Source organism: Flavobacterium glycogeni (genome assembly GCF_048286775.1).
In the GTDB taxonomy this organism is placed as follows: Bacteria; Bacteroidota; Bacteroidia; order Flavobacteriales; family Flavobacteriaceae; genus Flavobacterium.
Map to the genome: position 1 here is coordinate 54,073 of NZ_JBLVPV010000007.1, position 12,910 is coordinate 66,982.

Below are 12,910 nucleotides of genomic sequence, written 5' to 3' on the forward strand. Positions count from 1 at the left end.
TTTATTTTTTTTTATTTTTTTGTATTCCACTATAGATGAGCCAACCAGCGAATCCACCTAATATTAAAAAACCAGTTACCGCTCCCGCTAAACCTGCGCCTTGCTCTTCTCCAGCCATTGTTATAATTACATTTATTGCTGCAATTGCTAAAATAACTCCGAAAATAATTTTTAATGTTTGCATAATTTTTGTTTTTTAGTTTTTAATAAAGGATATTTAAGATATTATTGTTTAATAAAAACAGAACCACTAACAGCCATATACTCAATGCTAGTATTGGATAATTTTCTAAATGAATATGTTACGGACTGACCACCATAATAGGTTATTTTAGCAGTATAAGAAGTACTTGTAATAGTTTCATTAACTGTTACTGCTTGACCACTCTTACGAATTAAGTCAATAAGTCCTTTTTGGCATTGTTCTGTTGTTAAAAGTAAGGTGCATAAATCACTAGAACTGAAACTGAACCCATTATTAATTGAAGCAGTGCTTCCTTCCTGTATCCAAGTTCCCTGAATCCAAGCAGGCGGATGGAAATCTGAATTTGACGAATTACTACCATTATCATCATCGGAATTAGAACAAGAAAACAGTAAAAAAGCTGTAAAAGCAAAAAGTAATTTTTTCATAATATTTTAAGTTTAAATTTTTACAAGTATATAACGGTCTATTTTATATTCCTTACGGTTTTACGTAAAAGCCTATTTTTTTTACAAATATTAGAAAAAATCTTCTTAAGACACAAATATGTGTCAAGTAAATTTTAAAGGAATGTGCAATTTTAAACTGTGATAGAAAATGACGAAATTGAATTAGTAAAATCAGTGGGAGATAAAATCAGAATGAGAAGATTGGAAATAAATCTATCTCAAGAAACATTATCCTATGATGCCAATATACCTAGAAATCAAGTCGGAAGAATTGAACGAGGAGAAATAAGCACTTCTATCACAACACTACATAAAATCTGCAAAGCTCTTAAAATTGAGATAAGAGATTTATTCTAATACCATACTAAAAATACTGTTATTGATTGTAGTATTATATTAGTACCGCAATGCTTTGATTGAATATTCATTAACTCGCAAACTAAACTGTTTGAATTTTGCGCTTTTATGTTGTGGTTGTTGGTTTGGGTTTACAAACTGTTATTTTTCCAAAAAGCTTTGAGTTTTTCAGCATATTCTTTGGGGGTTATTTTAATATATTCTAAGAAAATTTTTTCACTCTGATGCCCAGTTATTTTCATAATAGTAAGAGTGTCTATTTTGCCATATAAATTTGTAGCAAAACTTCTTCTGCAAGCATGAGAACTAACTAATTCATATTTAGGATAACTTCCAAATTTTTTTCTACTAATTTTTTTCTTTTTTCCATCTTTAGTGATTTCTTTCGTCACCATCTTAGCTCCCTCTGTCAGTTCTGTTAATCCAGCAATTTCAGCCACTTCTTTCACATATTTATTAAATTTTTGGTCGCTTATTTTTCTTGGAAACTCGCCGTTTCTCTTGTCTAAAATTTCTTGTACCTGTTCGTGAATAGGAATTATAACAGGAAATTCAGTTTTGAATGTTTCTTTATAAATGAATCCATCGTCTAAGTTATCTTTTTCTAACTGTAAAAAATCTGAAATTCGAAAACCAGTTCTCGCTCCAATGATAAACCAGTCTTTAGTATTTTCAAGATAATCTTGTTCAAATTTTGTATTGTAAATTAAATTTATCTCTGAATCTTTTAAGTAAATATCTTTAGTTTTATTTGAAGGAGAATAAAATTCAGTTAATTTATAATCTTTGCAAACATTCAGTTCTTTTTTACTTGCATTTCCGCAAAACAGCTTTATTGTATCAATAAAACCCCCTATTGTGTTTTCGTTTAAGATTTCCTCTGTTTCTAGATAGTTTATAAATTTTTCATGAAAATTTAAATCAATTTCGGAAAGTTTCAATTTAATGCCTATAAAAGTCTCAAAAGCAGTTATCTTATTTAAAGTAGTGTTATAATACTGGATTGTTCTTGGCTTCACGGGTGTGCCTCTCTTAGTTCTTTTAGTTTTAGCTTCTTCAATAAATGATTCTATAAAATTTGCTAAAAATAGCTTTTCGTTGGTTTTTTTATTTTCAGTTTCGCGATTAAAAAAAATATCGATCTTTTCTTTAAGCCATTTGCTATTTATTAATATAGATTCATTAGCAAGCTTGCTGTTTTCAAATTCTTTACTAATGTATGCTTCAAATTCTTTAAGTTTTACATTTATATCTTTGTAATTGACTTCTTTTGTGGTTAGGATTTCTTGTTTCGCATCGCTCCATCTTCCTTTAGGTGCTTTGATGCCCATTGAGGTCTCAATGTCGAATTGTTTTCCTTGTTTGAATCTGAAAAAAATGGTGTTCCAATCATTATTAGTATTCAATCTAAATTTACCAGATGCCATAATTTATCTTTTTATCAAAGATAAGAATAATATTTCATTCCCCTAATAACTACCCTAAATTTAGTTAATGAATGTTTATATTGTGGAATTAATTTAAATTAACTTTGTTGTAAAGTGTTGTATTTATGGGTGTTGTGTTGATTTTTTAAATCTTGGTTAATCTAATGAAACGTAGGGTGTGACTCCTATTATCCGCACAAAAAAAAGCTTCTCAATTGAGAAGCTTTTTTTATACTAGAGAATTAAAATTTAGATATGAATTTTGCAATTTCAATAATACTCTTTTTATCTTTTAAAGAGAATTTGTTATCCTTAAGGTAAATTGCAATTTCTTCTTTTTTCATTGGAAAGAGATCTTGAAGTTCTTTCTTGTTTTTTGGCATTACTATAGCGTTTTCATTTTTTAAACTCAAAAAGTATTCGTCATTTGTTTTAACATATCTTGCGGGTGTGGCAACTGTATATGAATTAATAGCTTCTTTTTCCTTTTGAAGGCTAATTCTATCTCTTCTGTATAATGCAACTTCGTTTTGATTAAATAATTCTACTAAATATCCATTTGCTTCTCCCTCTTTAGTTTTGTAATTTAAAAGCTTGATTTTATCGGTGAAAGGAATAATAGTTATGGTGTTGAAAGGATCCTTTTTCGTTAGTGAGAAAAGCTCTTTTTTATCATTCTGAACTTCTATAATATCTGTCAACGCATTGTAGCGAACCATTATTTTTTGTGAAATACCTGAAACTTCGGCTAATCTAAATTCTTCAACAAAGTATTTAGAGCCTTCTGTTTTAGTCAAGTCTTTCTTGTTTAAAACAGAATTCCTAAGTAAAGCACCTGAGAAGGTAGGGTCAATTACGTCTAGAATTCCTTGTGCGTTGCCATTAAATACTGCGAAAAACAGCAATAGTGTGTTAATCAATAGTTTTTTCATAGTCTTTAATTTATCTAGATTCATTTATCCAAGCATTAATTTTGTTTTCCAGTAATGCTAATGGCATTACTCCGGATTCCAATACTTTCTCGTGGAATTTCTTAATGTCAAATTTCGCACCCATTTTAACTTCCGCTTTTTTACGAAGTTCTATAATCTTTAATTGTCCTATTTTATAAGACAAAGCTTGTCCTGGAATAGCCATATAGCGCTCTATTTCCGGAATGATACTCGCTTCACTTTCGGCTTCGTTTGCTAGCGAATATTTGATAGCCTGCTCTCTTGTCCAACCTTTGGAGTGTAATCCAGTGTCCACGACTAATCGGACTGCTCTGTGCATTTCATTACCGAGCATTCCAAAATATTGATACGGATCTTGGTACAATCCAAGCTCTTTACCTAAACTTTCGGTGTATAAAGCCCAGCCTTCACCATAAGCACCAAACCAATTGAATTTTCTAAAATCTGGAAGACTGGCATTTTCTTGTTGCAATGAAATTTGGAAGTGATGTCCTGGAATGGCTTCGTGTAAAAATAAATCTTCATCTCCATAAAGATTATAATTGGCTACATCAGGGATTGGAACATAAAAAATACCGGGACGCGAACCGTCTGCCGTTCCTTGCATGTATTCGGCACTCGCCGTTTTTTCTCTAAAAGCTTCCGTTCTTCTGATTTCAAATTTTGTTTTGGGTTGCAGTGCGAATAATTTGTCTACATTCGGTTTTATTCGGGTATAAATACTTTGAAAATTAGCAATAACCTCTTCTGGTTTTGTGAAAGGTTTTAGCTCTTTTTTGTTTCTAACTTCTTCGAAAAATTGTACTAAAGTTCCTTTGAAACCTACTTGAGTTTTTACTTTTTCCATTTCGGCATTTAATCGAGCTACTTCTTTTAATCCCAATTCATGAATTTCCTCCGGGGTCATTTCGGTTGTAGTCCATTGTTTTACATGCGTTGCATACAAATCCTTTCCAAAAGGGAAGCTTCCTATTCCGCTGGTTGCTCTTGATGCAGGAAGGTATTCCTTGGTCAGGAAATCAGCCATTTTCTTGTATTGCGGAATCAATTTGTCATTGATGGTAGCCGTATATTTTGTGGTTAAGTCTTTTTTTACAGCATCAGAAAAAGAAGCAGGCATCAGTTTTATCGACGAGTAAAATAAATTATCTTCAATTTTTGGCGTTGCCATTTCAGCAAATTGTGGAATCAATTTGGTTGTTAATGATTTAGGCAGCACAATTCCTTTTGCTATTCCTTTTTTCATATACACCATTGCCGAATCGATCCAAACGGAGTATTTGTCCATTCTTTTCAGGAAATTAGTGTAGTCTTTTTCGGTTTTAAAAGGTTGTGCGCTGGTTCCTCCCGCAAATTGTCCCATTGTTAGGTGTGTTCCCCAAAATTGATGAACAGGCATGAGGTTTGTAGGTTGTTTTAGTAAATCTTTACCAATCTCAACTTCCCATTTGATGATTTCGTAGCTGTTTTTTTCTTCTTCGGATAAGCTTTCTTTATCAATAGTTTTTAGAGCAGTTTGATATTTATCAAAAAAAGCTTCTTGCGACTTTCTGTAGCTATCCGTCATTTCAAATTGCAACTGATCGTTATACTCATATTGACCATTTTGCGTGGCATCCAAAGGACTCATCGCATTTCTGTCGTCAAAATAGTTTTTGGTCAAGGTACTAAAATCTTCTTTTTTGTCTTTGGATTTACAGTTTACCAGTACTAATGAAATAATTGATGTAATAAAAACAATGGTTATTTTTCTCATAATGATTGATTGTTAAATAATTGTAGCTAATTTACCAAAAAAAATGAATTATTGACCAAATATATTGCTATCTTTAAATAGGGACTTTTTCTGTTTCCAATGCTTGTCTCAAAAGAAAAATCCCATTCGGTTTAAAGCGAATGCGATTTTGATGTTCTGTTTTTCTAAATTCTATTAAAAACTGAATTGAAATAAAAAGGAGATTTTATCCGTGATATACTCGGGACGCAATTATTTTATTTTCTTTGATGTCTAAAACTTCCGCCACCAGTAAGTCTTCTTCACCAACAACCGTTCGAATATATTCCATAAAAACGCGGTCGCCATTTGCGGTCAGTGATTTCACTTTATAATTTAAACTGGGTAAACGCTCAAAAGCATCCTGCCACCATTCTCGCAGCGCCTCTTTACCAGTAACAAAACCGTTAGTTTCCGGTTTGTACATTTTTAGTTTCGGGCTGAAATGGACAGCATCTTCATCATATAAAGACAATAGTTTTTCTAATTCTTTATTGTTAAAAGTTTCAAACCATTTAAAAGCAATTGATTGTAGTTTTTCTGGTGTCATGGTAATTAGGATTTGTTTTTAATTAAAAAATCCCTTTTCGCTTTATGCGAAAGGGATTTTATTGCTATAATTTCAAAGAAATATTAAACGTTCTTCAAATTGATAATTTCTTGTTCGGTCAGTAATCTCCAGTTTCCTCTTGGCAAATTCTTTTTGGTTAAACCAGCAAAAGCAACCCTGTCAATTCGCAACACATCATAACTAAAGTGTTCGAAAATAGAACGAACCACTTTCACGTTAGCCGATCTTAATTGCAAGCCAATTTCGCTTTTTGCTTCACCATCAATGTAGCTTACATCTTCCACAAAAACGCGGTGTCCGTCAAGTGTCAAACCTTTGTTTATTTTTTCTAAATCCTCAAATTTCAAGTTTTTGTCTAGTGAAACTTGGTAGATTTTAGATGATTTTTGACTTGGTAACGTAAACTTACGAATCATATCCGTATCATTCGTGAACAATAACAATCCAGTTGTGTTCTTGTCCATTCTTCCAACTGCACCAATTTTTGCAGTCGTAGAACCTTTAACTAATTCCAATACATTACGATATTCCTGACCTTCGTCCATGGCTGTCGTAAAGTTTTTTGGTTTATTCAGTAAGATGTACACTTTTTTCTCCGGTGTCAAAGTGGCACCGTCAAAATTCACAACATCTCCCGGTTTTACCATGTATCCCATTTCGGTAACAGGAATACCGTTTACTTTCACGGTCCCGGATTGAATATAAATATCAGCATCACGACGCGAGCACGCACCAGAATTAGCAATGTATTTATTCAAACGAATTTCGTCTTTTACTTTCGGTCTCTTTGGTGCTTGATTTGGTTTTTTCTCTACTTTATCAGTAGCGATATCGGCAACTTTAGTATTTACTTTAATTTTTTTCGGCCCTTGAGCGCGCTTCTGCATGGCAGGTTTTGGCTTATTCGAACTTGGTCTTGAGCTACTTGCTCTTGGACCACTTTTCTTATTATTGCCTTCCTTGTTATTCATAATATTCCAATAATTTGTGCAAAGATACTATTTATATAGTTGACAATCAATAACAGCCAATTATAAAAACGCTAACTATCTAGTTAATAAGCTAATTAATACGTTTTAGTTTCATTTTTTGGAGCTATTCCCGCTATTCATTACAATCTTTATATTTTTAAAGAAAAAATATAAAGGATTTCCATTGCTATCGGGGCTAACCAAATGGAGGAATTTGGGAGTTGTTGAGAAAATTGTTTTCAACCTTTTATAATCCCAAAGCAGAAATAATCTAAACCGTCATCAATAATCTTTTTCCGTGCCATAAAACACTCGGATTAATCAATACAATACAAAAAACGCCAGCTACGATAAGGAATTTGAGGACATTATGAAGTAACAGGAATTGTGCTTTTGTGTTTGATTTCCACAAGTAGGTCAAGAAAAAAATCAGACTGATGAGACAGGAATAAAAATAAATATCCATATAACCCACATCGTAAATTTCGATTAAAGCGTAAACTGGGAATACAGTTAGAATTGTCAAAACAGTAATGATTTTTTTGGATATTTCTTCGCCATAAACAATTGGAATCGTTTTGTAATCATTGGCTAAATCACCTTTTAGGTTTTCTAAATCCTTAATCATTTCTCGAATCAATAATAGTAGAAACAAAAAAGAAGCATGAGAAAAAATTACTCCAAGTTGTCTTTTGTAATTTTCGATTTCTTCAAACGGAATCTGATTGTAAAAATACAACAGTATCGCAAAAAAAGGTAAAACAGCCAGTAATGCAGCAGTTAAATTCCCTATTATCGGATATTTTTTTATTTTATGGGAATAAAACCAAATGGAAAATATATACCCTGAAAAGAATAAAAATACGCGCCAGGAAACAAACATAGCTATTAAAGCCACAATAAAATTGAGTGTAAAATAGACGCTCAGTTTGGTTTTTTGACTCACTAATCGATCCAGCATCGACTTATTAGGGCGATTGATTAAATCTTTTCGACTGTCATAAAAGTTATTGATAATATATCCTGAGGCTATCGTGAGTGAAGAGGCAAAAACAAGTATAAATAAATTGAAATCGAGTAGGATGTCAAGCGCTCTTTTTTCGGGAGCCAGAATAAATATTGCCGAAAGGTATTGCGCCAAAATTATTATTGGAATGTTATACCCTCTGACAACAGAAAATAAACTGATGATTTTCATCACTAAAAGCTTATGTTGCCTGCTTAACATTTTTTAGTAGTAGTTTTTTGTCAAGTTTTTACAATGGTATAGCAAACTTGCCTATTTATGCTCAAATTTAGGATTTTGTTTTTAAAATCAACTTGATTTCTTTGCAAAAACACACTCATGGGAATTCTTTTAAGAGGATATTGTGAAATAGCACCATTATTTATGGAAAATATAGTAGCAATAATTCTGATTTCATTTGATTCAAAAATGATTGTACTATTTTGGAGAAGAATCAGGATAAATCATTTCTCCAAATTCTTTAATTGGTAAAGGTTTGCTTAAAAGCGTTTTTACATATTTATTATTTTTTGCTTGTGTAATATCATTAGGATCTAATGTAGAGGAAAGCATGAAAATTTGAGTTTTCTTTTTCAATTCTTCGGGTAGCGTTTCATATTCCAAAAGGAATTCGAATCCATCCATTTCGGGCATTTTAATGTCTAATAGAATAATTAGAGATTCTTCAAAACTCTTTCCGTGATCAATAAGCCATTGAATTCCTTCTTTGCCATTATTGGCAGTACTTACATCAGTTATGTCAAGTGTTTTTTTTAGTAATTGTTTGGTGACAATTTGATCAATTGTATTGTCGTCAATTATCAAAATTTTATAATTGGGCCTCATATTGTTTCGGTATCGTTACTATAAATTTACTTCCAATATTCATTTTAGAATCTACGGTTATGTTTCCATTAAGATTTTCAACAGCTTCTTTTACTAAATAGAGACCTAAACCGGAGCCTTTCTTGTTGTTGTTAGTCACAAAAAACATTTCAAAAATTTTGACATGGTATTCATTATTAATTCCGATGCCATTGTCTTCAATTTCTATTTTGTAAAATTCCCCTTTGGCATACGTTTTAATTGAAATGTATTTTTTTTCTTTGCTTTCGTCAGTATATTTGATGGCATTTGACAATAAATTATTTAAAATAATTTTCAGTCTCAAGCCGTCACTAAAAACTTCATCAACTGATAATTCTTTTTTGATAGCAATTTCATTCGTCCCTTTAATATATAGATGTTGAGCAATAATCTCATCTATAACTTTATTTAAACTAACGGAAGCAACGGTTATTTTTTTTCTCTTATTTCTCGAATAATCGATTATCTCTCTTATAAATTGATCTTGCTTATCAAGGCTTTGATGCATTAGGTCTAAATAATCCCTAATTTGATCCAGATCATCTTCTAATTTCACAATTTCAATTAATCCTTTTAAAGAAGAGATAGGAGACCTTAGATCATGTGAAGCACTGTAAACAAACTTGTCAAGCTCCTTATTGGCTATTATTAAATTCCTGTTTTTATCCTCTGTTTCCTGTTTCGAGCGTCTTAGTCTGTTAACCATTACAGAATAGTAAAGGCTTACACTTCCAATGATCATCAGAGTAAAAAAGATATTGGTAAAAAGAAGATAGGTTTTAATTAAGCGAGTGCCTTCTCCAAGTGCATCAGAGAAATTACGCTCATTTATTGTTAATTTATCAGTAATGATGTTTATCCTTTGGAGAATTTTTTGCCTGTCGTCTGATTTTGAAGTATTAGCGCTTATTTTTTTATTGGCTTCATTTCCAATCGAAGCAAGTTGGTCAATTAAATAGTCAGCTTTTTTCCATTCATTAATAGCTTTTGCCAAGAAAGGAACAGCGTGGAAATGTCTAAATAGCCAAACCATATCATCCAAATCTTTCTCGTGGTTTCTGCCAGCCCTTAATCCATTTTTAATGGTGTTAATGTCATCATTATTGGTCAAACCAATTCGCGCAATACCATCTCCTTTCGGAACACTTAATTCTTCGTTGAACAATTTCCATTGAATGGGATCTTTAGTATAAAGGTAGGTGATAAGGTGGCGGGCTGCATCTTTTTGCCCTTTTGAATAATGGGATTCTCCATTTACATACGCTCTGGATGCTGACAAGATTTTAATAGTCAGGTAGTTGATGATAATCAACGAAGAGCAAGATAGAATTACTATAATCAGAGGTATGAAAATATTGCGTAGCTTAAAACTTTCAATTATTTTACTTTCAGACATATAGCTTTTTTTGTAGGTAGTAGGGCAAAAAAATCAGATGCTTAAAGATAAGATGTTTTTCTATTGAAATGTAAGATTTTGTTTAAATTTATTTTAATTTTTTTATGCAGAATAATTTGATTTTTTATTTCAAAGTTTTTTGTCGAAAAAAAAACAGGCTTCTCAATATACGGTATTGCCACAGAACCATGAAGAAATACGAATGTTACAAGACAACTTTAGCCCCGTAAATTCATGATTTTCTAGTGAGAAATAGAATTGTATTCAAAAAACAAATGGAATAGATGCAATAATAAGGATAGCAAACGGACAGCATTCAATATATAGAATTGGGCTGTCAGTTTAAATTTGCAGTAGTTTAAAGTTAGAAGTTTCTAGAACTGATACACTACTTCTAGTTTATAATCCTTCAGGGAAGCTTTGGCTTTTTCTAAATCTTCAGTGAAGCCCAAGATGTAACCGCCACCACCAGAACCACATAATTTTAAATAATAATCATTGCTGTCAATTCCTTGTTGCCAGATTCCGTGAAATTGTTCCGGAATCATTGGTTTGAAGTTATTCAAAACCACTTTTGATAATTTTTTAGTGTTCATGAACAATGATTTCATGTCACCACCAAGGAAATTTTCCACACAAGCATCAGTGTATTTCACAAATTGATTTTTCAACATAGTACGGAAACCTTTGTCTTTCAGGTTTTCCATGAAAATGTTGACCATCGGAGCGGTTTCGCCCACAATACCGGAATCCAACAAAAATACAGCGCCTTTCCCGTCAAAACTTTGATTCGGAATTCCTGTTGCTTGAATATTGTCTTTAGAATTGATCAGTATTGGAATGCTCAAATAACTGTTTAAAGGATCTAAACCAGAACTTTTTCCGTGGAAAAAACTCTCCATTTGAGAAAAGATGTTTTTTAATTGCAATAATTTTTCACGAGTTAAATTTTCCAGAACCGTGATTTTATTTTGTGCATATTTATCATAAATAGCTGCTACAAGTGCGCCACTGCTGCCTACACCATAGCCTTGAGGAATGCTGGAATCAAAATACATTCCGGTTTCAACATCATTTTTTAACGTATCTAAATCGAAAGTGACTAAATCAGGCTGTTCGTTTTGTAACGTTTCCAAATAGATAACAAAACGTCTCAAATTTCCATTTGATTTGATGGCTTCTTCAGACGGGTTTTCATCTCTTTTAAGCGCACCGTTGTAAAAATTATAAGGAATAGACAACCCTTTTGAGTCACGAATGATTCCGTATTCTCCAAAGAGTAATATTTTTGAGTAAAATAAAGGTCCTTTCATATTTAGATTGTAAATTAACAATTTGGGGTTGGTAATTATATATTGTGACAAATAATTTTTTTATAAATCAACTTGGTCTCCACGATTTGCCTCTTGAATTTCAAGATCAATTTCTTCCTGTTGTTCGGGAGATAGTTCTTTCCAGACATCTTTTTTTGGAGAGTTGAAAATAATTTTTATAGCCTCGATTATGGCCTTGTCGTCAGTTTCTAACAACATTTTGATCAATTCTAATTTCTCGGATTGAATGTCCATATTTTCAGCTCTTTAAAGAAATAAAGATAGGAAAAAAACAAATTAATTCAACAAAGCTCCATTTCCAATTTCGTCACAAATGTACTGACCATTTTGACAATAGCCAACTAATTCGTTCTTAATAAATTGTAAAACAGTAACCGCTACATTTTCAGGATATAAAACATGCACATTTGCACCGGCATCCAGCGTGAAGCAAACCGGAATTTTAGTTTCATTTCTAAATTTCCAAATCGCATTTATAATCTGTAATGTGTTCGGTTTCATCAATATAAAATAAGGCATCGAGGTCATCATCATGGCATGTAAAGTCAAGGCTTCACTCTCCACAATTTTGATGAATTCTTCCAGATTGCCGTTTTCAAAAATAGAAATCAGTTGGTCTAAATTTTCATGCGCTTGTGCAAATCGCCTTTCGGCAAAAGGATGGTTGTGCATTAAATCATGTCCAACGGTGCTGGAAACTTGTTTTTCGCCTTTGTCAACCAATAAAATGGTGTCTTGAAAATTTTTAAAATTATCATGAATTGCATTTGGAAATTCAATGCCAAAAAAATCGGAACTTCCTTCAATATTGGCGTGATTTCCCCAAACTACAACACTTCCTTTTACACTTCTGCAAGCACTACCAGAACCCAAACGTGCTAAGAAAGACGCTTTTTGAAAGAAATACTCCTCTGTCATTGCTGGGTTTAATGCTTTTTCTAAACTCATTAGGTTCATTGCCAAAGCCGCCATTCCTGATGCTGATGAAGCAATTCCGGAACTGTGCGGAAAGGTGTTTTGGGTGTCAATCGTAAAATGATAGGCTGCTAAAAACGGTAAATAGATTTCAATTCGCTCTAGGAATTTTTGGATTTTTGGTTTGAAATCTTCTTTTGGTTGTCCTTCAAAAAGCAAGTCGAATGAGAAATTATTACTCGTCACATTGAGCGCATCCCGATAGCTATCGGGAGAAATGTCTTTTTTGGCGAAAGCCAGTTTGGTAATGGTTTTACAATTATTTAACGTAAAACTTACCGAAGGATTCGCAGGAATTTGATTGTCCTTTTTCCCCCAATATTTCACCAATGCAATGTTACTGGGTGCGCTCCACTGGAAATTTCCTTCTTCAACCGAATGCGTATATTTTGATGGAATAAAATCCTTTGCTGAAATCATGAATTTAAAAATTTACGCAAAGATACTTTTTTTGGTTTATTTGTTTATTCGTTTATGTGGTTAATCGGTAGAAAGATTTAAGTAAATTTGGCCAATAAAAAAATAACCATATAAGTTGTATAAGTCCATCTAAGGGCTTGTTTAATACTCTTTTTTTTAACTTATGTTTTCTTAAATGGCTTATATGGTTTGAAAAATATTCTAT

At 32.4% G+C, this 12,910-nt stretch carries 14 protein-coding genes; 1 reads left to right on the top strand and 13 read right to left on the bottom strand.

Going from position 1 to position 12,910, the window contains the following annotated elements; translation table 11 throughout:
• Nucleotide 1: 1 nt before the first annotated feature.
• Nucleotides 2–184, bottom strand: coding sequence for a hypothetical protein (locus ACNQGX_RS07645; protein ID WP_417975328.1), 183 nt, complete (start codon nucleotides 182–184; stop codon nucleotides 2–4).
• Between the two features lie 41 nt (nucleotides 185–225).
• Complete coding sequence (locus tag ACNQGX_RS07650) at nucleotides 226–633, bottom strand: hypothetical protein (protein ID WP_417975329.1); 408 nt, start codon at nucleotides 631–633, stop codon at nucleotides 226–228.
• A gap of 159 nt (nucleotides 634–792) precedes the next feature.
• Between ACNQGX_RS07650 and ACNQGX_RS07655 the strand changes: the two genes are divergently transcribed.
• Complete coding sequence (locus tag ACNQGX_RS07655; RefSeq protein ID WP_417975330.1) at nucleotides 793–1,011, top strand: helix-turn-helix domain-containing protein; 219 nt, start codon at nucleotides 793–795, stop codon at nucleotides 1,009–1,011.
• 131 nt (nucleotides 1,012–1,142) lie between these two features.
• Here ACNQGX_RS07655 and ACNQGX_RS07660 read toward each other — a convergent pair whose 3' ends face one another.
• From ACNQGX_RS07660 to ACNQGX_RS07710, 11 genes are all read right to left on the bottom strand, one after another.
• Nucleotides 1,143–2,438 carry a phage integrase SAM-like domain-containing protein gene (locus ACNQGX_RS07660; RefSeq protein WP_417975331.1) on the bottom strand — a complete coding sequence of 432 codons (1,296 nt, stop codon included), beginning with the start codon at nucleotides 2,436–2,438 and terminating at the stop codon, nucleotides 1,143–1,145.
• Nucleotides 2,439–2,680: 242 nt separating this feature from the next.
• Entirely contained in the window at nucleotides 2,681–3,394 is a 714-nt protein-coding gene (locus ACNQGX_RS07665; RefSeq protein WP_417975332.1) for a hypothetical protein, read from the bottom strand.
• Nucleotides 3,381–5,147, bottom strand: coding sequence for a DUF885 domain-containing protein (locus tag ACNQGX_RS07670; protein ID WP_417975333.1), 1,767 nt, complete (start codon nucleotides 5,145–5,147; stop codon nucleotides 3,381–3,383). Before ACNQGX_RS07670 ends, ACNQGX_RS07665 begins: the two co-directional genes overlap by 14 nt.
• Before the next feature lie 205 nt (nucleotides 5,148–5,352).
• The gene (locus ACNQGX_RS07675) at nucleotides 5,353–5,715 is read right to left on the bottom strand and encodes a nuclear transport factor 2 family protein (protein ID WP_131915552.1); all 363 of its coding nucleotides are present in this window, start codon (nucleotides 5,713–5,715) and stop codon (nucleotides 5,353–5,355) included.
• Nucleotides 5,716–5,798: 83 nt separating this feature from the next.
• Nucleotides 5,799–6,707, bottom strand: a complete 909-nt coding sequence (locus tag ACNQGX_RS07680) for a pseudouridine synthase (protein WP_417975334.1) — start codon at nucleotides 6,705–6,707, stop codon at nucleotides 5,799–5,801.
• A gap of 271 nt (nucleotides 6,708–6,978) precedes the next feature.
• On the bottom strand, nucleotides 6,979–7,935 hold the full coding sequence (locus tag ACNQGX_RS07685; RefSeq protein WP_417975335.1) for a geranylgeranylglycerol-phosphate geranylgeranyltransferase: 957 nt from the start codon (nucleotides 7,933–7,935) through the stop codon (nucleotides 6,979–6,981).
• A 216-nt stretch (nucleotides 7,936–8,151) separates the two neighbouring features.
• Nucleotides 8,152–8,538, bottom strand: a complete 387-nt coding sequence (locus ACNQGX_RS07690) for a response regulator (protein ID WP_417975336.1) — start codon at nucleotides 8,536–8,538, stop codon at nucleotides 8,152–8,154.
• A 4-nt stretch (nucleotides 8,539–8,542) separates the two neighbouring features.
• Nucleotides 8,543–9,976 (bottom strand): sensor histidine kinase, encoded by a 1,434-nt coding sequence (locus ACNQGX_RS07695; RefSeq protein WP_417975337.1) that lies wholly within the window; start codon nucleotides 9,974–9,976, stop codon nucleotides 8,543–8,545.
• Nucleotides 9,977–10,350: 374 nt separating this feature from the next.
• A complete protein-coding gene (locus ACNQGX_RS07700) occupies nucleotides 10,351–11,289 on the bottom strand; it encodes a mevalonate kinase family protein (RefSeq protein WP_131915547.1) in 939 nt (312 codons plus the stop codon).
• Between the two features lie 60 nt (nucleotides 11,290–11,349).
• Entirely contained in the window at nucleotides 11,350–11,544 is a 195-nt protein-coding gene (locus tag ACNQGX_RS07705) for a hypothetical protein (RefSeq protein WP_417975338.1), read from the bottom strand.
• Nucleotides 11,545–11,586: 42 nt separating this feature from the next.
• The gene (locus ACNQGX_RS07710) at nucleotides 11,587–12,705 is read right to left on the bottom strand and encodes a diphosphomevalonate decarboxylase (RefSeq protein ID WP_417975339.1); all 1,119 of its coding nucleotides are present in this window, start codon (nucleotides 12,703–12,705) and stop codon (nucleotides 11,587–11,589) included.
• Between the last annotated feature and the right edge of the window lie 205 nt (nucleotides 12,706–12,910).

Bases quoted from the DNA above. Each gene is read 5' to 3' on its own strand.
- ACNQGX_RS07685 (WP_417975335.1), bottom strand. From the start codon at position 7,935: ATGTTAAGCAGGCAACATAAGCTTTTAGTGATGAAAATCATCAGTTTA.
- ACNQGX_RS07670 (WP_417975333.1), bottom strand. From the start codon at position 5,147: ATGAGAAAAATAACCATTGTTTTTATTACATCAATTATTTCATTAGTA.
- ACNQGX_RS07665 (WP_417975332.1), bottom strand. From the start codon at position 3,394: ATGAATCTAGATAAATTAAAGACTATGAAAAAACTATTGATTAACACA.
- ACNQGX_RS07705 (WP_417975338.1), bottom strand. From the start codon at position 11,544: ATGGACATTCAATCCGAGAAATTAGAATTGATCAAAATGTTGTTAGAA.
- ACNQGX_RS07700 (WP_131915547.1), bottom strand. From the start codon at position 11,289: ATGAAAGGACCTTTATTTTACTCAAAAATATTACTCTTTGGAGAATAC.
- ACNQGX_RS07710 (WP_417975339.1), bottom strand. From the start codon at position 12,705: ATGATTTCAGCAAAGGATTTTATTCCATCAAAATATACGCATTCGGTT.
- ACNQGX_RS07680 (WP_417975334.1), bottom strand. From the start codon at position 6,707: ATGAATAACAAGGAAGGCAATAATAAGAAAAGTGGTCCAAGAGCAAGT.
- ACNQGX_RS07650 (WP_417975329.1), bottom strand. From the start codon at position 633: ATGAAAAAATTACTTTTTGCTTTTACAGCTTTTTTACTGTTTTCTTGT.
- ACNQGX_RS07695 (WP_417975337.1), bottom strand. From the start codon at position 9,976: ATGTCTGAAAGTAAAATAATTGAAAGTTTTAAGCTACGCAATATTTTC.
- ACNQGX_RS07675 (WP_131915552.1), bottom strand. From the start codon at position 5,715: ATGACACCAGAAAAACTACAATCAATTGCTTTTAAATGGTTTGAAACT.
- ACNQGX_RS07660 (WP_417975331.1), bottom strand. From the start codon at position 2,438: ATGGCATCTGGTAAATTTAGATTGAATACTAATAATGATTGGAACACC.
- ACNQGX_RS07645 (WP_417975328.1), bottom strand. From the start codon at position 184: ATGCAAACATTAAAAATTATTTTCGGAGTTATTTTAGCAATTGCAGCA.